Genomic DNA, 21276 nt, shown 5'->3' with positions numbered 1-21276 from the left:
AAAAAAACCGCCAGGATGCAAAGTGTCCTGACGGTTTTTCTTATTTTTCTACTGGTCCATCGTCCCAGCATTCCGTATTTTTTAATCCTGATATACTGTTTTTATAAAAAACCGGATCAATCCCCTGGTTCCTCTGTCTTTGATAATCGGCCAACACCTTAAACGCAATAGGCGACAAAAGACTTATCGCAATTAAGTTAATTAAGGCCATCGTCGCCATCGATACATCCGCTAAGTTCCAAACAACACTAAATGACTGAACCGATCCGAAATACACCATACCCATCACGATAATACGATACAGATTTAAAAACAATGGACTGTTTTTAATAAATTCTATATTGGTCTGACCATAGTAATAATTTCCGACAATAGATGAGAAAGCAAACAAAAAGATTGCAATGCTGACAAAGATAGACGCCCATTCTCCAACATGAAATGCTAGTGCATCTTGTGTTAACTGGATGCCGTCAGTTCCATTTAAGTATTCACCTGACATAATAATAATTAGCGCAGTTGCTGTACAAATAATTAAGGTGTCGACAAATACTCCAAGAGTCTGAATCAGCCCCTGCTTGGCAGGATGAGTAACAGATGCGGTTGCAGCGGCGTTTGGCGCACTACCCATACCAGCCTCATTTGAAAATAGGCCCCGTTTAATCCCATTCATTATAGCTGCTCCAATCCCGCCAGATACAACTTCTGTGAAGCCAAAGGCATTACTGAAAATGATTCCGAACATTTCAGGAACCAAATTCAAATTGGTTAAAAGGACGTACAAAGCAAGGAAAATATACAAAACTGCCATTACAGGTACCACTGTACTAGTTACAGCGGCCACCCTGTTAACTCCCCCAAAAATCACCAACCCGGTTAAAATCACTAAAATTAATCCGATAATCGTCCGGTTCCAGCCAAATGAACCTTCTAAAGCAAATGAGATCGTATTCGATTGAACAGAATTAAACACCAATCCAAAAGTAATCGAGATGATAACGGCGAAGATGATGCCCATCCATCTTGCGTTAAGTCCTTTTTCCATATAATAGGCAGGACCGCCGCGGAACCCATCTTTGTCCTTAATTTTATATACTTGTGCCAGCGTTGATTCAACAAAAGCAGAAGCTGCCCCTACCAACGCAATGATCCACATCCAAAAAACGGCTCCCGGTCCCCCCAGTGAAATGGCGGTTGCCACTCCTGCCAGGTTTCCTGTTCCAACACGCGAAGCAGTTGAGATGGTAAAAGCTTTAAATGAAGAGATTCCTCTTCTTCCTTCAGAAGAAATAGTGGATTTTTCAAATAACAGTTTTCCCATATCTCCTATTCGAGTAAACTGTAAAAATCCGCTTTTTACTGTAAAATAAAGTCCACAACCTAAAAGAACAATGATCAGTATGTAGTCCCATAAAAATCCGTTCAATGTTGAAGCTGCATTGTTTAATCCGTCAACAAACTGTAAAGGCATTTGCTTCAAATAAATCACTCCTTATAAAATTTATCTGCATTTCAAAAAAGAAAAATGGAAGAAAGCGGTTCCTTCTTCCATTCCCCAAGCTTTTAAGTTTAAACGCCGGCGCCCTGTATTTGTGCCCAGGCTGCTGTTATTTTCCCTACTTCTGACTCATCTATTACAAACGAACCGTTTGAATACCTATCGTTGATCCTATAGGCAGCAGCTTCTACTACTGTGCGGTGTCCATTTGCACTCTCAATAACAAACTGTTCAGACTCTGAATCAATAGCGAAGACCTGAATGACGCGGTGAGGATTTTTTTTCAATTCTTTTAGCATGAGCAACCCACGATTTGCACGGGTGCCAATTTCAAATTCACTAAGCTTCATCTTTTTTACAGCACCACGCTGTGTAATCATCAGGAGCTGATCCTTTTCATTGACCTTCAATCCTCTAACAACATGGTCGTCCTCTTTAAGATTAATCGCCTTTACTCCTGCTGCCCGCTGACCGACAGTCGTAACGTCCTTTTCATTAAATCTCAGGCCATAGCCAAGTGAAGTGGCAATAAATACTTCATTGGTGCCATCCGTTAGCAGGACATCTACTAGTTCATCATCTTTTTTAACATTTAAGGCGACAAATGTTCTGGAAAAACGCTGCGCTTGATAAAGAGAGAAACTGGATTTTTTAATCATTCCCTTTTTCGTGATAAAGACCAGAAAGTCATTTTCATTAAACTCTTTAACATGCATTGCTTTAATGATTTGCTCATCTCTATCTAAATTTACAATACTCGCGATATGCTGGCCGAGATCTTTCCAGCGTATATCCGGCAGCTGGTGAATAGGGGCATATATATAATTTCCTTTACTGGTAAACAACAGAAGGGTTTCTTTTGTATTTGCCTCTATTTTAGTCAGCAGACGGTCTGTCTCTTTCATTGCAAAATCCTGGCCGTTCGATGCCGAATAAGACCTTTGAGACGTTCTTTTAATGTAGCCGTCTTTTGTAACCGTTACAATCACATCCTCGCTTGCAACCAGTACTTCCATATTAATCTTAATCTCAGCGATTTGATCTTCAATAACGGATCTTCGTTCGTCAACATACTGCTTTTGAATCCCCTTCAGTTCTTTTTTAATTACTGCACTTAATTTTTTTTCGCTGGCTAATATAGCGGTCAACTCTTCGATCAGCTTTTCAAGTTCACCTGCTTCTTTTTGCAAGGCAGTAATATCCGTATTTGTCAAACGGTAAAGCTGTAAGGAAACAATGGCTTCAGATTGTGGTTCGGTAAATTCAAATTGGGATTGAAGATTCGTTTTTGCATCCTTTTTATCCTTTGATCCACGAATTGTTTTAATCACTTCGTCAAGAATTGAAAGAGCTTTAATCAACCCTTCTACAATATGCTCTCTGCTTCTGGCTCGCTTTAAATCAAATTGCGTTCTTTTTGTTACAACTTCCTTTTGATGATCGATATAAGCATCTAATAGCTGAGCAAGCCCCATTAATACAGGACGTTTGTTATGGATCGCAACCATATTAAAGTTATAATGCACCTGCAAATCCGTATTCTTATATAGAAAATTCAAAACTCCATCTGAATCTGCTTCTTTTTTAAGTTCAATTACAATTCGGAGACCTGTGCGATCAGTTTCATCTCTAACTTCTGAGATGCCTTCAACCTTTCTGTCTGCCCGGAATTCGTCCATTTTTTTTACGAGATTTGCTTTATTTACTTCAAACGGAATTTCGGTGATTACCAGCTGCTGGCGTCCACCTCTGAGGTCCTCAACATTTACCTTTCCCCGAATGACAATTTTGCCTTTTCCTTTTTCATACGCATTTTTTATTCCTTCTACTCCCTGTATGATTCCACCGGTTGGAAAATCCGGACCTTTTAATACAGTCATCAGTTCATCAACAGTACATGCAGGCTTATCCATTCGCATAATGGCAGCATCGATGACTTCACTTAAATGATGTGGCGGGATTTCTGTAGCGTAGCCGGCGGATATTCCCGTCGAGCCGTTTACAAGTAAATTGGGATAGCGTGAAGGCAGCACGGTGGGTTCAACTGAAGTGTCGTCAAAATTCGAAATATGCTCTACTGTCTCTTTTTCAATATCACGCAGCAGCTCTCCTGCAATCGCAGAAAGTCTGGCTTCTGTATAACGCATCGCAGCAGCCGGGTCACCATCAACACTTCCGTTATTTCCATGCATTTCAACAAGCATATTACGGACTTTCCAGCTTTGGCTCATTCTCACCATTGCTTCATAAACAGAAGAATCGCCGTGAGGATGATAATTCCCGATAACATTACCTACCGTTTTAGCAGACTTTCGGAAACCTTTTTCCTGTGTGTTTCCTTCAAAATGCATCGCATAAAGAATACGTCTCTGAACAGGCTTCAACCCGTCTCTTGCATCCGGGAGAGCCCGTTCCTGTATAATGTATTTACTGTATCTTCCAAATCGATCTCCCAGTACTTCTTCAAGTGGAAGGTCCTGAAACCGTTCTGTTGCTGTCATAATGTTTTAGTCCTCCTCTGAAACCATGATCTGATCGTTCTCTAAGATGTTTTGGGTGTCCTCCATGCCAAACGCAACGTTTGACTCTATCCATTTACGCCTCGGCTCTACTTTATCACCCATTAAGGTCGTTACTCGGCGTTCAGCTCGGGCACCATCATCAATTTTCACACGGATCAATGTACGGGTTTCAGGGTTCATCGTTGTTTCCCATAACTGTGAAGCATTCATTTCTCCAAGACCTTTATACCGCTGAAGGATATATCCCTTACCCACTTTTTTCACTGCATCTCCGAGTTCATTATCGGTCCAGGCATATTCAATTACTTCTTTTTTCCCAGTGCCCCTGCTTACTTTATACAAGGGAGGAAGTGCTATATACACTCTGCCCGCTTCTATCATCGGCTTCATGTAACGATAAAAAAACGTTAAAAGCAGCACTTGAATATGAGCGCCATCTGTATCAGCATCCGTCATGATAACGATTTTGTCGTATTGAATATCATCAACTTCAAAATCTGCACCTACTCCGGCACCAATAGCATGAATAATCGTATTAATCTCTTCATTTTTAAAAATATCAGCGAGCTTCGCCTTTTCCGTATTAATAACCTTACCCCTTAAAGGCAGCACCGCCTGAAACTTTCTGTCCCGTCCCTGCTTCGCTGATCCGCCGGCAGAATCCCCTTCGACTATATAGAGCTCATTTCGTGCGGCATTTCTTGATTGGGCAGGGGTAAGCTTGCCGGAAAGAATGGTGTCTGATTTTTTTCGTTTCTTTCCGTTTCGCGCATCTTCTCTTGCTCTTCTCGCAGCTTCTCTTGCCTGTTGAGCCCTGATCGCCTTTTTAATAAGCAAGGTGCTGATTTCAGGGTTTTCTTCTAGAAAATAAAGCAGCTGATTCGCTACAACGCTGTCAACTGATGACCTTGCCTCTGTTGTCCCGAGCTTGCCTTTTGTTTGTCCCTCAAATTGGAGTATACCCTCAGGAATACGGACTGAGATAATGGCTGCAAATCCTTCTCTGATATCAGCACCTTCAAGATTTTTATCTTTTTCTTTTAATAAGCTGATTTTTTTTGCATACTCATTTATGACTCTCGTCATCGCTGCTTTTGCTCCTGCTTCATGAGTTCCGCCATCTTTCGTGCGGACATTATTTACAAAAGACAAGATGGTTTCAGAATATCCATCATTAAATTGAAATGCAAAATCAACCTCGATGCCTTCATTTTCTCCTTCAAAGGAAACCACTGGGTGTAGAACATCTTTCTCTTCATTTAAATATGAGACAAATGCTTCAATACCGGTTTCGAATTGAAAAAGATCTTTTTTATCATTGCGCTCATCAATAATCTCTATTTTAAATCCTTTTAAAAGAAATGCGCTTTCCCGCAGTCTTTCACACAAGGTGTCGTAGTTAAAATGTGTCGCACTGAAGATAGATGTATCCGGTTTAAAATGAATCAGTGTTCCGGTTTGTTTTGTTTTGCCTTTTTTTTCGAGTGCGGTAACAGGCTTTCCACCGTTTTCAAATCTCATTTCATGAATCATTCCATCACGGTGTATGGTAACGGTCAGCCATTCGGACAGGGCATTTACAACTGAAGCTCCTACTCCATGCAAGCCTCCGCTTGTTTTATAGCCGCCCTGGCCAAATTTTCCTCCCGCATGAAGGATTGTAAAAATAACTTCTGGTGTGGGTTTTCCTGAGCGATGTATACCCGTTGGCATGCCCCGTCCAAAATCCCTTACAGAAACGCTGTCATCTTTATGAAGAATGATTTGAATCGCATCACCATATCCTCCAAGCGCTTCATCCACTGAATTATCTACTATTTCATACACTAAATGATGAAGTCCACGCGAATCCGTAGATCCGATATACATCCCCGGCCGTTTTCTTACGGCTTCTAATCCCTCAAGTACCTGAATGGCATCTTCGTTGTATTCGATCGTTGCTTTCTTAGCCACGGACATTCCCCTTCCAAATTACACAAACACTTGTTCGTTTTTTACATTGTATCATAACATTCATATTTCACCATCATATTCTATACCTAGATTATGATGGATTTCAATGGTACTTAATCAAATTTCAACAGATTAATTCCTCCAGCACCCGAACTCTACGTTACTAGATCATAGCATTTTATTGCCCGTGTAGGGAATAAATCGTTCAATGATCATTATTTATCTTAATAGAAAAGTTTTAAAAAAGAAAAATATGCAAGACAAAACTCCACTCCTGATAAGGAAAATAGGAAGCAATCATCCATTCAAATTAAACTCCAACTTATTATTATCATATAAAAAAAACCTGAGACAAGTGTCTCAGGCTTTTTGATCGGTTCGCTCCGCTTCAGACGGCGCTTTCAGCAGGGACGTTTGCTTGAGCTATTAAGGACCTTGCCTTGCAAACTCTTAAGCACCCGCTATCTTCTGCTGGAGTCGCCGCTTTTCGCTGCGCTCTCCTCATCCTGTTGATAAATACATCCTCATTCTTTGAGTTTTGTTCCAACCGATTTTTCAATGTACTATCTTGTCATGGCATGTTCAACCTTAATGCATCTGTCCATAATAACTGTTCTGCCTTCTGAAGCCAGTGTACGAAAAACGGTTTCATCTGCTACACCAAGCTGCGACCAGAATACCGGAATATCTGTTTTAAGGAATTCATCTGCGATGTCCTTTAAAAATTCTGATCGTCTGAAGATATTCACGATATCCACCTTCCCTTCTATTTCGTCCAGGGAAGAAACAGCTTTAACACCCAGTGCTTCCTTAATAGTAGGATTTACAGGGATAATCTCGTATCCTGCACGCTGCATCGCCTGGCTGACACTGTACGACGTTCTTGCAGGATTGTCACTGAGTCCAATAACAGCAATTCTTTTCGCCTCATTGAGTATTTCTCCAATTTCTTCTGTGGAGGGGTTTTTAATCATATAAACACGTCCTTTTTGAATTTTATTCTAAAAGACCATTTGATTCTAAAAATTCCTGTGCAACATTAGCGGCTGTATCCCCATCAATGTCAACCTTTGCATTCATTTCCTGCATATCTTCCTCAGAAATCTGTCCAGCCAGCTCACCCATCAGCTCTTCTAATTCAGGATAAGCTTCCAAGACATCCTGACGTACAACCGGAACAGCGTCGTATTTTGGGAAAAAGCCAAGATCATCTTCTGTAGTCTGCAAATTAAATCTTTCAATCCGGCCATCCGTAGTAAACGCTGGTATCACATCCACCTGACCATCTTGAACAGCCTGATACATGAGATTTGCATCAAGACTTTCTGTTGCAGAAAATTCAAAGCCGTATGCTTCTGATAGAGCATCATATCCATCTCCCTGCCGCTCGTAAAAAGCGTGCGGCGCACCGAAGGATAACTGGTCAGAGATTTCTGCAAGCTCTGAATAGGTTGATGCTTCAAAATCGGCATCCTCCGCAAAAGCCATCGTATAATCATTGGCAAAACCAAGTGACTCAAGCCACGTGATACTATACTCTTCTTCATATCCTTCCCGGACACGCTCTAAAATACTGTCGCTTGATTCGCCCTCTTCTGCCTCCAAGCCGAGCACCGCTTCAAGGCCCGTTCCGGTATATTCAACATACATATCGATATCTCCATTTTCAAGAGCCGGCTGAAGAACACTTACTTCTCCAAGACCATCATTTACCGTTACTTCGTAATCTGAATGGTGCTCTATATACTGCTGGAGGATGCTTGGAAGAATATATTGTTCAGTAAATGCTTTCCCTGATATAACAATCGGTTCGCTTGAATCTCTTTCTGAGTTTCCTTCGTCTGAACCGCAGGCCGCAAGAACCAGGGAAGAAGTTAAAGTAGTTAACAGTACTGCTTTTGATCGTTTCATTATAATACCTCGCTTTTATATTCTTATTTAGTAAACTATTTGATTTTAACGCCCTTTGGAGTTGTATATTTTTCAAGCAGCTTTAAAATAAAATCAAATGACAGCGCAAGAAGAGCAACCGGAATGGCTCCTGCCAGGACAAGGTCATTATTGTAGGACTGCAGACCTCTCCAAATCACATCTCCCAGTCCCCCGGCGCCGACAAAAGTGGCCAGTGTGGCGATGCCGACAGTCAGGACCGTTGCGGTTCTGATTCCTGCCATTAAGAAAGGAAGTGAAAGCGGAAGCTCAATCTTAAACAGGATCTGTGTTCCGGTCATTCCCATACCGTGACCTGCCTCTATTACAGCCTGGTCTACACCTGTAATGCCTGTATATGTATTTCTTAGTATGGGCAGCAATGCATAAATGATTAGTGCTATAAGAGCAGTTTCAAAACCTATCCCAAGGATTGGAACTAAAAATCCGAATAAGGCAAGACTCGGAATCGTTTGAAATACTGCCGTTATTCCGATATAAAATTCCGCAACTCTCTGATGCCTTGATATAAATATCCCGAGAGGAACAGAAATTAGGATGGCAATAACGATTGCTGAGAAAGATAAATACAAATGCTCAGTTGCGCCTTCAATGATAATATCCTGTCTTTGAACTACGACTTCCCAAAAATCCGAAATAAACTGCATATCAGGCTCCTCTCTCTATGCCGGCTAATTCGCTTAATAAACGATCTTTATACACTACTCCAAGGATTGATCCATCCTTTACAACCTGTAATGCGTGAATGTTTTGAGCAACCATCATCTCAGCAGCTTCTTTTAAATCAGCTTCTGCGTGAATAGACGTCATTTCTATTAAATCCTCCGGAGACTTATCCATGATCTCTGTAACTTTTGTTGTATTGGGGCTGAAAGAATTAAGAGCGGACTGAATCCTTTCTTCTCCAATAAATGAGCGGACAAAGTCATTTGCCGGCTGCCTCAGTAATTCATCAGGTGTGGCAATTTGCTCGATTGAACCGTCTTTCATTACCACGATCTCATCTGCCACTTTAAGCGCTTCGTCCATATCATGTGTTACAAAAACAATCGTTTTTCTAATAGATTTTTGCAAGTCCTTAAGTTCAGCCTGAAGCTGTTCGCGGCTGATGGGATCCAATGCACTGAATGGTTCATCCATTAAGATAATCGGAGGCTCCCCTGCAAGCGCTCTTACAACACCAACCCGCTGCTGCTGCCCGCCGCTTAGTTCAAGAGGATATTTTTTCTTAAAAACGGACGGCTCAAGCCCTACCAGATTCAATAGTTCATCAACCCGCTTAAGATACTCCTGTTTTTTAATTCCTTTGAGCTTTGGAATCAGCGCGACGTTTTCTTCTATAGTCATATGAGGAAACAATCCGATGCGCTGGATAACATACCCAATATCTCTTCTAAGATCCACATCTTTACGGTCAGCAATATTTTTACCGTTTATTGAGATGGTTCCTGAAGAAGGATGTATTAACTTATTGATCATTTTCATCGTAGTGGTTTTCCCGCAGCCGCTCGGACCTATCAGAGCAACAAGCTTGCCTTCCTCGATATGTAAATCCATTCCTTTAATGGCTTCTGTGCCATCTGGAAATGTTTTCTTAACGTTTTCAAACGTGATCATTTATTCACCATCCTCTTTTAAAGTTTTACTAATTATAAATTCCCTAAGCCTTATGGCTTAAACCTATAAAAAAACATTTAGCCACTTATTCTTCTGTTAAAGATTTAAACTTCCTGAGATGCCACTGCTCAATAAGAACTGCAGTCACGGTACCTGTTATCAGTCCATTGGATAAAATGGAACTCATTGCAACAGGCAGATCCGTATAGGCTGATGACGGAACGAACATTAGACCGACTCCAACGAGCCAGGAAATGCCAACTACGGATAGTCCTTTGTCAACATTTTTTTCTTTTTGCCATTCAAGAAATGCAAGACGAACCATATTTGTAAATATAACAAATGTCACAGCAAATGCTACAGCTGCCGGTATTTGAGCCATTGCGTTTGTAATCAAAGGCACAAAACTTACTGCAGCCACAAGAAGGCACCCGATCCAAAACGGGGTTCTTCCCGGAGTTTTTGTAGCCACTACATACCCCGCAGCACCAGCTATAGGAACAGGGCCAATGGCTGAAGCCGCTCCGCTGAAAAGCGTATTAAAACCAGCAGCATACCCCGCCTCTTTGTAGCGTGATCCAGGTTTTTCTTGAAAATGTTCTGACAGAGCTGATTCCATCACTCTGATGGACGCCACCATATTGGCAGTGAGAAGAAATGTAATGAAAACAGCTGTAACAAAGACCCCACTCTCCAGTATGGGTGGTCCGAACGCAAAAAATTCAGGAAGCGCTATGATTGATTCATCCCGAGACGGAGAAAAAGAGGCTTCACCAAGTAAAATAAAGAGCAGCCAACCTGCAGCAATCGAAAGAATAATTGAATAGCGCTGGACCCATCCAGCTTTGTGTTTGTTCAGCCAAAAAGCGATCACAATTGTAATGATGGAACCAATCATGACTAAACTGTTTATTTTTCCTTCTTCATTAGGCAGACCAACCATTCCGTTCAAAAACGAACCGCTTAATTGAAAGATCAGCAGCATCAAGTACGTAAAGGTGACAACCGGGGTAAACAGAGCGGTAATTTTATTAATAATTCCAGTTGCTGATAATAGGATAAACATAATCCCGCTGATAAGAAGACCCGATTGCAATACCTGAAGTGTTTCATAAGGTGTGGCATAAATGACCCCGACAAAAGTGGCATAAATTGAAAAAACACCCCACCACAATCCGGCAGGTCCTTCATTAATGGGAAGTCTGTGCCCCAAAAACACCTGAATAACTCCTGCAGCTCCAAGCACCAATAGTGTTCTTTGAATAAATCCCGCAGTCTGGCCCGGATCTAACTGAAACACAGCCGCGATTGCGATTGGGGCTGCAATTGAAGAAGCAATCATAAAAATAAACCATTGAAGAGAACTAATAGCCAATTTCATTATCCAATACCCCTTTTATCTCCTAAGTCATTTGTTTCTATGCATCTTTCAAATTCTAATACCATTGACGAATAAAAACCACCTTATTCACCGATTTCATGATAAAATAATCGTATCTACATAATAAAGGAGCAATTTTATGATTGCAGCAGCAATACTTATACTTTCCTACATAATAGGCTCAATCCCTTCCGGACTCTGGATCGGCAAACTTTTTCATAATAAGGACATCCGGAACTTTGGAAGCGGAAACTTAGGAGCAACGAATACATTCCGCGTCCTTGGAATTAAAGCAGGAATCGTGGTTACCGTGATGGATATCTTGAAAGGAACAGCTGCAGTCCTGACCGCATACGCACTTGGATATGAAAGCTTAATGCTTGTGGCAGGTGTTGTCTCTGTTACTGGACATATGTTTCCTATATTCGCAAATTTCAGAGGTGGAAAAGCGGTAGCAACCTCCTCCGGCGTCATACTGGGCTACGAACCTCTATTATTCGTTCTGGTTGTGCTGTGCTTTCTCATTGTATTATATCTATCAAAATATGTATCTCTTTCCTCCATGACTGCAGGTGTTTTTGCTGTACTGTATTGTATATTTTTCGCTGATGATCCTGCTTTACTGATCATCGTTTCTTTGATGGCTGGTTTCGTAATTATCCGCCATAAAAGCAACATCTCAAGAATAAGAAATCAAACAGAACCCAAAATCAACTGGATGTCCCGGAAGTAATTGTGTAATTCATCGACACCTTAAATACAACAGGCAGCCTTTTATTCATTTTGAATAGAAAGCTGCCTATTTAATGGATATCAATTAGTGCACAGGCAAAAACAGCGGGCCAAAAAAGATAAGCAGGAGAGAAACTATGCCCAAAGTACATGTCAGACCTAAGTAAAGGCTGAATTTCTTTTTCTTAAAGAGTAACAGGCTGAAGTAAACAGCCGCTGTGAATAAAATAAACAATGCTGCTTCCATCTGATACTTTGCTTCTAATTGAAGAAATGTCTGCAGAAGAAGCCCGCCAAATATTACAGCGCCAATCCATATAAAAAGTTTCTTTTCCATAAAAACTCCTTTCAAGTCTCATGTTTGTCTTTATTTCCTCATTTCCATTATAATAAAACCAGCTTACTTAATAAAGGAGGACGAAAACGGCATGGATATCCAACTTTCAAAAGCAGCAGTAAAATGGTTTCAAGATGAAATGATGGTTAAAGAAGGGGATCACGTTCGTTTTTTCGTTCGGTACGGCGGATCAAGCCCGATTCAGGACGGATTTTCGCTGGGCGTCAGCAAAGATGACCCGATCGAAGCTGTCGTGACTAAAGAAGAAGAAGGCATTACATTTTACGTTGAGGAAAAAGATGTATGGTACTTTGACGGACATAATCTTGAAGTGGAGTACAGTGAACAATCAGATGGTCCGGCATACGATTACAACAAAAATTAAATTAAATTAAATTAAAGAGTGACGGCTTGGATAAGCTGTCACTCTTTTATTAGGTTGAAGCGGGCCAGATGGTCGCTAAGTCCCTCGGATTTTAATATGTGTATTTGAGTACTTCCAAGCAGGTCAAAATGTGAATATCCATCTTTCCGCACGTGAATCCACTCTTTTTTTAATTGATAGTTCTCGCCCCATAAAGCCAGCTGCTCCAGATTTTTGGCTCCTGCTTTTGTTACCGTGTGGTATTGAGGATATTTGTCATCAAGCCAGTAATGTGTTAAAAAAGCGATTTCACCGTTATCTATTGCGTTTTTCCAATCCCTCAATGCTTTTTTATTTATCCCGAAAGCCATATGTATCACCACTACCCGTTAATTGAATGAGGTTCCTTTTTTTTATATTTTTCGCAGGCTTCATGCCAGGCAGGAAAAAGTTTTCTAACTGATACGGGCCTGAAATTTTCTTTTTTCACACATACATGTTTTGATAATCCGGTTGCAGCTATTTGCCCGTCTTCATTTGTAATTTCATAGGCATAATGTGTACGCAATCCATCGTAGTGCTCAATCCAGGTCTTAATAATTGCTTTGTTCCCATACCGGATTGGTGTTTTATAAGAAACCTGGATATCCATAACAGGAGCAAGAATCCCCTCGTCTTCCATTTCTGAGTACCGAAAACCCATTGACTCAATTAGGGATGTTCTTCCTATCTCCATCCAGATTAAGTAGTTTGCATGGTAGACGACCCCCATCTGATCTGTTTCGGCATATCGTACTTCAATGACTTTATCAGCTATTTTCATTCTTTATTGCTCAGCCCCTTCATTTCTTTTTCTTAGTTTACCATATCACGTCAAGGCAAAACAAAATGAAAAAGCACCCTATCCGGCCGGACAGAATGCAGCATTCTTATTTTCTTTTTTCCCATGCCAGCCATCTTTTCTCAAGACGATCTTCAATCAAATCCATTTTTATAGGATCTTTTTGAATTTCAGAACGATTTTCAGCCATAAGTTCCTGCAGGGTTTTCCCCTTTACTCTCATTCATCAACACCTCCTATTTGTAGTATCTCACAGACATGAAGGTTTTAAACGCAAAAAAAGTAAAAATTTCGACAACTTGAAGCAAGTCTGTTAATCACAAATAGACTGGTCTTGATAAAAGGTTATATGGAGGACTGACGATCAAATCTGGCGTAAAAAGCAATACATAGAAAGCCTCCATGAATAATGATTCATGGAGGCTTTCCTAGTGATTTAAATCATTTAGTCTATCTAAGGTTAATCCTGCATTTTCACGTGCGGGATGAAACATCGGTATTAAACAGACAATTTATCACGCAGTACCATTCTGAGAATACCGCCGTGTCTGAAATAATCGACTTCAACATCAGAGTCAAAACGAACTAATACATCAAATTCTGTTATTTTTCCATCTGCATCTGTAGCTGTGACAGTTAAAATATCACGCGGCTTTACTTGGTCTGTGATGTTTACAGAAATCTCTTCGCGGCCTGTCAGCCCCAATGTTTCAGCGTTTTCTCCTTTTTTGAACTGCAGAGGCAAAACGCCCATAAATACAAGGTTGGAGCGGTGAATTCGCTCATAGCTTTCAGCAATAACCGTTTTTATTCCCAGCAGATTAGTTCCTTTTGCTGCCCAGTCACGTGAAGAACCCATTCCATAATCTTTACCCGCAAGAACAGCAAGACCTGTTCCGTCCTGCTGATATTTCATGCAGGCATCATAAATCGCCATGGTTTCACCCGTTGGCCAGTATGTTGTATAACCGCCTTCTGTGCCAGGAGCTACCTGATTACGTATACGGATATTAGCAAATGTTCCGCGCATCATTACTTCATGGTTGCCTCGTCTTGAGCCATAGGAATTAAAGTCCCGGATGGCTACACCATTTTCTCTCAAGTATAATCCCGCCGGAGTGTCCTTGCCGATTGCACCAGCCGGAGAAATATGATCCGTTGTAACAGAATCGCCAAATTTCCCTACAACACGCAGCCCATTTAATCCTTCAATGCTTGATGGCTTTTCTGTCAGCCCTTCAAAGAATGGAGGATTTTGAATATAGGTAGAGTCATCTGAGAATGTGTAAAGAGCATCTTCACTTGTTTGAATCTCATTCCAGCGCTCATTATTGTCGAACACCCGCTTGTACTCCTCGCGGAAAAGCTCTGGTGTTACTGTTTGTTTAACAATTTCATTTACCTCTTCAGTTGTAGGCCAGATATCTTTTAAGAAAACATCATTGCCGTTCTGATCTTTTCCAATCGCATCTTTTTGAAGGTCAATATCAACCGTTCCTGCAAGAGCATACGCCACAACAAGAGGAGGGGAAGCAAGATAGTTAGCACGAACCAGCGGATGGATACGGCCTTCGAAATTCCGGTTTCCGGATAAGACAGAAGAAACAAGCAGATCACTTTCTGCAATCGTTTTTTCTATTTCAGGAAGTAATGGACCGGAATTTCCGATGCAGGTTGTACAGCCATAGCCTACAAGATCAAATCCTAAATTCGCCAGAGGATCCAGCAGATTTGCATCACGCAGATAGCCTGACACGACTTTTGATCCTGGTGCTAAAGAAGTTTTTACATAGGCTGGCACCTGCATGCCAAGCTCTACAGCTTTTTGCGCAACTAACCCTGCACCAAGCATAACGTACGGGTTTGAAGTATTTGTACAGCTTGTAATGGCAGCAATTCCAATGGCGCCTGTTTTCATCGGTACAACATCACCATTGTCAAACTCCACTACTGCTTCTTTATCTACTTCCGCTTTATCCAGTCCAAATCCTTGAACTCCTTCGGGAGCAGTCAATGCCTTATGGAATTCCTTTTTCATAGCAGATAGCGGAATCAAATCCTGTGGACGCTTAGGTCCTGACAAATTAGGTTCAATTTTAGACAGATCCAGCTCTACTACGTCTGTGTATATCGGATCTTCATTATCTGTTGTAAAGAACATATCGTTTTTCGTTAAATATTCTTCAACAAGTTTAATGTCTGATTCTTCTCTGCCGGTCAGACGCATATACTCAAGCGACTCTTTGTCAACGGGGAAGAATCCGCATGTTGCACCGTATTCCGGAGCCATGTTTGCGATAGTAGCACGGTCAGCAAGAGGAAGAACGGCAACCCCTTCACCGAAAAATTCAACAAATTTTCCGACGACTCCTTTTTTACGAAGCACCTGTGTCACTTTCAGCGCCAGGTCAGTAGCTGTAGCTCCCTGTGGAAGAGCTCCTGTCAGGCGAACACCAATAACTTCAGGGATTGGGAAATAAGATGGCTGTCCAAGCATTCCTGCTTCTGCTTCAATTCCTCCTACACCCCATCCAAGTACTCCGATGCCATTAATCATCGTTGTATGTGAATCAGTTCCTACCAATGTGTCAGGAAATGCGACTGTCTCACCCTCAGCATTCGTAACATTCATGACTACATTCGCTAAATACTCAAGGTTCACCTGGTGGACAATTCCCGTTGCAGGAGGAACGGCACGATAGTTATTAAACGCTTTTTGAGCCCAGCTTAAGAACTGGTAGCGTTCAGCATTCCGTTCAAATTCAAGATCCATATTTACCTGCAGGGAATCAGCTGTACCGTACTTATCTACCTGAACAGAGTGGTCAATTACAAGATCAACCGGAATTTCAGGATTGATTTTATCAGGTGAACCGCCCATTTTAGACATGGCATCTCTTAATGAAGCCAGATCAACGACTGCTGGAACTCCTGTAAAATCCTGAAGAATGACACGTGAAGGCTTGAACGGCACTTCAGAATCTTTGACTTCCTTTGAACCCCAATTTGCCAGATTTTTAATATGGTCTTCTTTAATTACTCTTCCGTCATATTGTCTTAAAACAGACTCTAGCAGCACACGAATGGAATACGGAAGTTTTGATATTTTAGTTAAACCCTTTTCTTCCAATGTTTTAAGTTCGTAGTAATGGTAGCGTTTACCTTCGAGATCAAAAGATTTTTTTGATCCAAAAACGTCCTGATTAGCCATTGAATTTCCCCCTCATATTAATAAATATTTATCCTTGTATGTAAACTACAAGCGCACAATACTATCTTAATACACTGTCTGCGATAAGTAAATATCAATAAAGTTATGTGCAGTGATAAGCTGTGCTTATAGTATTTCTTAACAACAATAATTTAATTGATTCAGCCCTTTATTAAGAATACTTCTCAATTAGATGATTTAAATGTATTCATTAAAATAGTATCCTAAAATAGTAAAAGCTGGTGTTCTTCCAGCTCGGCGCCTAGTTCAATCAGCAGGTCTTCATTTCCTTTCGATGCCATGAACTGAATGCCGATCGGGCGGTCATCCGTCGTTTTACCTGTTGGCAGACTGATGGCAGGCTGACCAGTTAAATTCGCCAGCTGTGTAAAAGGAGAATACGTTAACGCTGGTTCAAACATTTCATAGATTAAGAGCTGCTGTTCTATTGCCTTCAGTTGAGAGACTTTTAACAATTCCTGAATTCTTTTGAATGTTGGAGTAAGTTCTCCTACTTTAGGCGCTCCAAAAGAAGTCGCAGGGGTCAGGTATAAATCGTATCGACGGTGGAAGCTTTCCATTCTCTCTGCGGCAAAATCCCACGCCGAGAGACTTGCTGAAAACTCACCTGCTCCTGTTTTAAGACCCGCTTCTGCCATAACCCAGGATTCAATTTCCATATCTTCACTTGTAAGAGTTCGCCCGAGTGATTTTTCAAGAGAAAATCTTAAAGCAGCCATTTCACCTGAATTCATTAAATAGTACTGCTGCATAAGCTCTATTCCATTCAGGTCAGGGGCTGCTTCTACAACGTGATGCCCTTGCCGTTCTAGCCATTTTGCCATTTTTTTGACTGCAGACACTGCTTCATCGCTAACCGGTGTTCCAACGGGAGAGGCCGTATTGAAGGCAACCGTTAATTTTTTTCTTTTCTGCTGTGTAAGAACATTCATATACCCTTTTTCATAGATAGGTGTATGAAAGGCTGCTTCTTTTTGATACGTTTGCAGCGAATCCAGCAGGCCTGCGGTGTCTCTTATGGATTTTGTAATTGCAAAATCAATAGCAGCTCCCTGCCACTGCCTTCCGCTTCCTGGCCCAACTGCGATTCTTCCCCTTGTAGGCTTTAATCCGATTAAACCGCAAAATGATGCCGGGATTCGTATCGATCCTCCTCCATCACTTGCAGCCGCAACAGGTACCATTCCAGAGGCAACACTTGCTGCAGCTCCTCCGCTTGATCCCCCAGGAGAATATTGAGGATTGTGCGGATTCAGTGCAGCTCCATGCAATTGTGATTCAGTTATATTTTTCAAGCCGAATTCAGGTGCGTTTGTATGACCGAGAATGATAAAACCTGCTTCGATCAGGGAGGAAACAAAATGACTGGTTGCTTGTGCCTTATTAGCAGCAAGCAGACGGGATCCTGCAGTGACAGGTTCACCTTTCAAGCCATGGGAGATATCTTTAAGCAATAGAGGCACACCTGCAAATGGCTTATTCAGGTCTGCACGTTTTGCCTCTGACAAAGCCTTCTCATACCTTTTATAGACTACAGCATTTAAGCGTTTATTCTCGGATTCGATCCTGTTTATCGACTCTGTTGCTGCTTCAAGTGCTGAAATTTCTTTATCTTTAATCCGTCTGGCTATACCAGTCGCGTCCCAATGATCTTCCATATATGACATCTCATGCTGCCCCCTTCCGTAACTTTAGTTTTTTGGAGCTCTAAAGCCTGCTTTTTCTGCTTCAGCAGGCGTACAAAACCGTTCCTCTGCTATGGTTTGAGAATAATACCTGGAGCTCTTGTCGTGGTATATTTTCCCTCCATTCGAATTTATATTCCCTTTAATCGTACATCCCGGTTTTGTTTGAATTTCTTTTTCAGAGGTTTCATCCGATTTTTGATCAAATTCGTCTTCCGTCGCATAATTTTCGATCGACCAAATTCCTCTTGCTTCTTCTCTCGCCACTGACTGAACTCTCTTAAACTGATCTTCATATTTAAGATCAGGAGGATAAACCGCTACTCTTGCCAGACCTTGCCTGATCAATTCTTCATTAAACAAATTGTTGTCAATCCAAATATAAGCAAGGACTCTGCCATATCGGTCCCGGTCACTAATATCCTTTTCCAGTTTAACTGTTTTCCCCAAAAGTGCTTCTTTTGTATAATCGGCTGCTTCCACTCCAAATGGCTGGACGCCAAGCCGTGGATGCTTTGTTTCCGGCGTGTCTATTAATAACAGCCGTATCCGTTCTTCTGCTCCGTTGCTCAGTCGCACATCAATGGTGTCTCCATCCACGATGTTTATAACCTGAGCATTACTTTTAGTTTCCTCTTGATCAGCTGAGCAGCCAGCCAGAACGATTAAAAAGCAGATCCATATAAATTTTTTCATAGACAATGCCTTTCTATATATCAATTCAATTGATCCTCGTATTGATTAAAGTAATATAACACGTCTTCTACGTACTCATCGCTTTGATTGTAGGTGAAAATCGCACGTTCAAGCTCACCGTCTGCTCCCCCATTTTTTGAAAGATAATTAGCAGCGCTGTATATGGCATCTTCTATATTCCACGGATCCGCTTTGCCGTCCCCATTACCATCCGTTCCATAGCCGCCATATTGTTCAATGATATCTGGATCTGTCATTTCGTCGGAAGGAATATCTCCTTCTCCAAGACCTTCACAAGTTGGGTGGCTCCAGCCGACAAATGTACAAGGCATAAATTGCATATGACCTTCTGCCCCGACTGGAGATACCATTGTTTCCATTGTAGAAAATCTGGTTTCCACCCGGTGATGAGCAGCAAGCAGCGTCCATGGAACACCGTACTTCTCTTCTGCCCGCTGATAGATGTCAATATATTCGGGGGGCACCTCTAGTTCAACAGGCGCTCCGGCCTTTTCAAGCCAATCAGCCGTCTTTCCTATGATTCCATCATTTTGGGCAACCATATAGATTGAGATGGCGAGCAGCGTGATGAAAATGGCAATTACACCACCTGCGATTTTCATTACTTTTCTCAGATTAGTATAGGTTGATTTTTTCTTCTTTTTCATGAATAAACTCCTTTAAAGGGTAACTAAGCTTAATTGTAGCTTATATCCTTCAATCTAAACAGGTTAATGATTGAACAAATAAAAAAATCCACCCTGTTTTGCAGGATGGATTTTGTGTTTATTTCGATTCAGTTGATTTTGGTTTTTTCTTTGGTGTAATCATTAATCCCAAGTCTTTTCTTTCCTGATTCAATGATTTATATGTGGACATCATCATCAGAATCATTACGAAGGAAAATGGAAAGGCAGCTATAATTAAAGCATTCTGAAGCGCCTGCAAACCATTTGCTGACAACAAAATAACCGCTACAGTCGACTGTGCTAGACCCCATGTTAATTTGACGCTGTTTGAAGGAGTTAAGGATCCATAAGTAGTCTGCATCCCAAGCACAAATGTTGCAGAGTCGGCTGATGTAATAAAAAACGTGCTGATTAAAACAATCGCGATCACTGAAAGCAAGGCGCCGAGCTGATATTCATTAAATACAGCAAAAAGCAGCTGTTCAGGTGCAAGATCTGTTAAATCAATTCCCATGCGCTGTACATTAATGGAGCTGGCTCCGAAAACTGCAAACCATAGAAAGCTGACGAGTGAAGGCAGCAGCAGAACTCCAGCCATGAATTCACGAATCGTACGTCCTCTTGATACACGGGCGATGAAAATTCCGACAAACGGTGACCATGAAATCCACCATGCCCAGTAAAAGATCGTCCAATCATTAATCCATTCACGATTCCCCGCATCGAGCGGAGCAATTCTAAAGCTCATCTCAAGCAGGTTTTGAGCATAGGCTCCAATTGAGTTCGTAAATAAGTTCAGGATCAGCATGGTCGGTCCAATAATAAGCATGATAATAAGCAGTGTAACCGCAAGGATCATGTTCGTATTAGATAAATACTTGATTCCTTTTGAGATGCCTGTCCAAGCAGATATCATAAATAAGACCGTTACAATGGCAATGATGATTGTCTGTACCCAAAAATCAATTTCAAGTCCAAACAAATAGTTAAGTCCTCCGTTGATTTGAATGGCACCAAATCCAAGTGTCGTTGCAACCCCGACGACTGTTGCGAATACAGCCAGGACATCTACCAGCGTTCCAAGTCCGCCTCTCATCTTTTCTCCAAAAAGCGGAACTAGCGTTGCTGAAATCAGACCAGGCTCACCTTTTCTGAATTTAAAATAAGCTAGGGATAAGGCCACAACCGCGTAAATAGCCCAAGCATGCAGACCCCAATGGAAAAATGTGTACTGCATCGAGTCTTTTAAGGCTTCGTCACTTCCTGCTTCTGCAAGCGGCGGGCTTGAAGCAAAATGAAGGAGCGGCTCACTTGCCCCCCAAAAAACTAAACCAATTCCCATACCTGCGCTAAACAGCATCGCAAACCACGATCCTGTAGAGTATTCAGGTCTTTCATCCGGCTTGCCTAATCGAATTTGTCCAATAGGCGTTATGGCCAGTATAAAGCAGAATATTACCATCACTGTCACTAAAATCAGGTAATACCAGCCAAAGCTTGAGGATATAAAACCTTGAACATTTGCTGTTACCTGTTCAAAACTGGATGGTGCTGCGATGGCATAGATTGTAGCAGCCAGTACAATAGATAGTGTAATCCAAAAAACTTTTGAAACGCTTTTCATCTTGTTCCCCTTTCTAAACTTTTTTTATTGGCAATTAGTATCATTGCCTTTAATTAAGAATAAAAAACACGAGGATAACCGTACCATGATTAAAGGTTTAATTCAAACTCAAAGTGTAGTGAGAAAAGAATTTCTTACTGAAAAAGATGCATCGGAAC

Annotated in this window: 19 protein-coding genes; 2 read left to right on the top strand and 17 right to left on the bottom strand. The window is 41.4% G+C overall.

The annotated features are described in order from the left end of the window. Positions 1-40 precede the first annotated feature (40 nt). From ACQCT8_RS04665 to ACQCT8_RS04630, 8 genes are all read right to left on the bottom strand, one after another. Complete coding sequence (locus tag ACQCT8_RS04665) at positions 41-1468, bottom strand: alanine/glycine:cation symporter family protein (protein WP_426869147.1); 1428 nt, start codon at positions 1466-1468, stop codon at positions 41-43. Positions 1469-1566: 98 nt separating this feature from the next. Further along, on the bottom strand, positions 1567-3996 hold the full coding sequence (gene parC / locus ACQCT8_RS04660; protein WP_426868884.1) for a DNA topoisomerase IV subunit A: 2430 nt from the start codon (positions 3994-3996) through the stop codon (positions 1567-1569). Positions 3997-4002: 6 nt separating this feature from the next. After that, positions 4003-5970, bottom strand: a complete 1968-nt coding sequence (parE, locus tag ACQCT8_RS04655; RefSeq protein WP_426868882.1) for a DNA topoisomerase IV subunit B — start codon at positions 5968-5970, stop codon at positions 4003-4005. Positions 5971-6533: 563 nt separating this feature from the next. After that, the gene (locus ACQCT8_RS04650; protein WP_426869145.1) at positions 6534-6941 is read right to left on the bottom strand and encodes a CoA-binding protein; all 408 of its coding nucleotides are present in this window, start codon (positions 6939-6941) and stop codon (positions 6534-6536) included. 25 nt (positions 6942-6966) lie between these two features. Then, positions 6967-7881 (bottom strand): glycine betaine ABC transporter substrate-binding protein, encoded by a 915-nt coding sequence (locus tag ACQCT8_RS04645; protein WP_426868880.1) that lies wholly within the window; start codon positions 7879-7881, stop codon positions 6967-6969. Positions 7882-7916: 35 nt separating this feature from the next. Beyond that, a complete protein-coding gene (locus ACQCT8_RS04640; protein ID WP_426868878.1) occupies positions 7917-8567 on the bottom strand; it encodes an ABC transporter permease in 651 nt (216 codons plus the stop codon). Position 8568: 1 nt separating this feature from the next. Further along, the gene (locus ACQCT8_RS04635; RefSeq protein WP_426868877.1) at positions 8569-9537 is read right to left on the bottom strand and encodes an ABC transporter ATP-binding protein; all 969 of its coding nucleotides are present in this window, start codon (positions 9535-9537) and stop codon (positions 8569-8571) included. Between the two features lie 85 nt (positions 9538-9622). Further along, positions 9623-10918: a purine/pyrimidine permease gene (locus ACQCT8_RS04630; protein WP_426868875.1), complete on the bottom strand. Its 1296-nt coding sequence runs from the start codon at positions 10916-10918 to the stop codon at positions 9623-9625. A gap of 139 nt (positions 10919-11057) precedes the next feature. Between ACQCT8_RS04630 and plsY the strand changes: the two genes are divergently transcribed. Next, positions 11058-11651: a glycerol-3-phosphate 1-O-acyltransferase PlsY gene (plsY, locus tag ACQCT8_RS04625; RefSeq protein ID WP_426868872.1), complete on the top strand. Its 594-nt coding sequence runs from the start codon at positions 11058-11060 to the stop codon at positions 11649-11651. Between the two features lie 84 nt (positions 11652-11735). Here plsY and ACQCT8_RS04620 read toward each other — a convergent pair whose 3' ends face one another. Then, positions 11736-11987 carry a hypothetical protein gene (locus tag ACQCT8_RS04620; protein WP_426868870.1) on the bottom strand — a complete coding sequence of 84 codons (252 nt, stop codon included), beginning with the start codon at positions 11985-11987 and terminating at the stop codon, positions 11736-11738. Between the two features lie 91 nt (positions 11988-12078). Between ACQCT8_RS04620 and ACQCT8_RS04615 the strand changes: the two genes are divergently transcribed. Further along, positions 12079-12372, top strand: a complete 294-nt coding sequence (locus ACQCT8_RS04615; protein WP_426868868.1) for a HesB/YadR/YfhF family protein — start codon at positions 12079-12081, stop codon at positions 12370-12372. Positions 12373-12410: 38 nt separating this feature from the next. On the opposite strand, the gene ACQCT8_RS04610 is transcribed toward ACQCT8_RS04615, so the two are convergent. From ACQCT8_RS04610 to ACQCT8_RS04575, 8 genes are all read right to left on the bottom strand, one after another. Next, entirely contained in the window at positions 12411-12722 is a 312-nt protein-coding gene (locus tag ACQCT8_RS04610; RefSeq protein WP_426868866.1) for a hypothetical protein, read from the bottom strand. An 11-nt stretch (positions 12723-12733) separates the two neighbouring features. After that, on the bottom strand, positions 12734-13174 hold the full coding sequence (locus ACQCT8_RS04605; RefSeq protein WP_426868864.1) for an acyl-CoA thioesterase: 441 nt from the start codon (positions 13172-13174) through the stop codon (positions 12734-12736). 106 nt (positions 13175-13280) lie between these two features. Next, positions 13281-13415 (bottom strand): FbpB family small basic protein, encoded by a 135-nt coding sequence (locus tag ACQCT8_RS04600; protein ID WP_426868862.1) that lies wholly within the window; start codon positions 13413-13415, stop codon positions 13281-13283. Positions 13416-13691: 276 nt separating this feature from the next. Further along, entirely contained in the window at positions 13692-16403 is a 2712-nt protein-coding gene (gene acnA / locus ACQCT8_RS04595; RefSeq protein ID WP_426868860.1) for an aconitate hydratase AcnA, read from the bottom strand. A 224-nt stretch (positions 16404-16627) separates the two neighbouring features. Continuing rightward, positions 16628-18091, bottom strand: coding sequence for an amidase (locus ACQCT8_RS04590; protein WP_426868858.1), 1464 nt, complete (start codon positions 18089-18091; stop codon positions 16628-16630). Positions 18092-18115: 24 nt separating this feature from the next. After that, positions 18116-18805 carry a thermonuclease family protein gene (locus tag ACQCT8_RS04585; RefSeq protein ID WP_426868856.1) on the bottom strand — a complete coding sequence of 230 codons (690 nt, stop codon included), beginning with the start codon at positions 18803-18805 and terminating at the stop codon, positions 18116-18118. Positions 18806-18825: 20 nt separating this feature from the next. Then, on the bottom strand, positions 18826-19473 hold the full coding sequence (locus ACQCT8_RS04580) for a lytic transglycosylase domain-containing protein (RefSeq protein ID WP_426868854.1): 648 nt from the start codon (positions 19471-19473) through the stop codon (positions 18826-18828). Between the two features lie 118 nt (positions 19474-19591). Beyond that, positions 19592-21118 (bottom strand): glycine betaine uptake BCCT transporter, encoded by a 1527-nt coding sequence (locus tag ACQCT8_RS04575; protein WP_426868852.1) that lies wholly within the window; start codon positions 21116-21118, stop codon positions 19592-19594. Between the last annotated feature and the right edge of the window lie 158 nt (positions 21119-21276).

The sequence above is a fragment of the Jeotgalibacillus proteolyticus genome (genome assembly GCF_050107735.1).
In the GTDB taxonomy this organism is placed as follows: Bacteria; Bacillota; Bacilli; order Bacillales; family Jeotgalibacillaceae; genus Jeotgalibacillus; species Jeotgalibacillus proteolyticus_A.
Note: the sequence above shows the minus strand (reverse complement) of the source record. Positions and strands in the feature narration are given on the sequence as shown.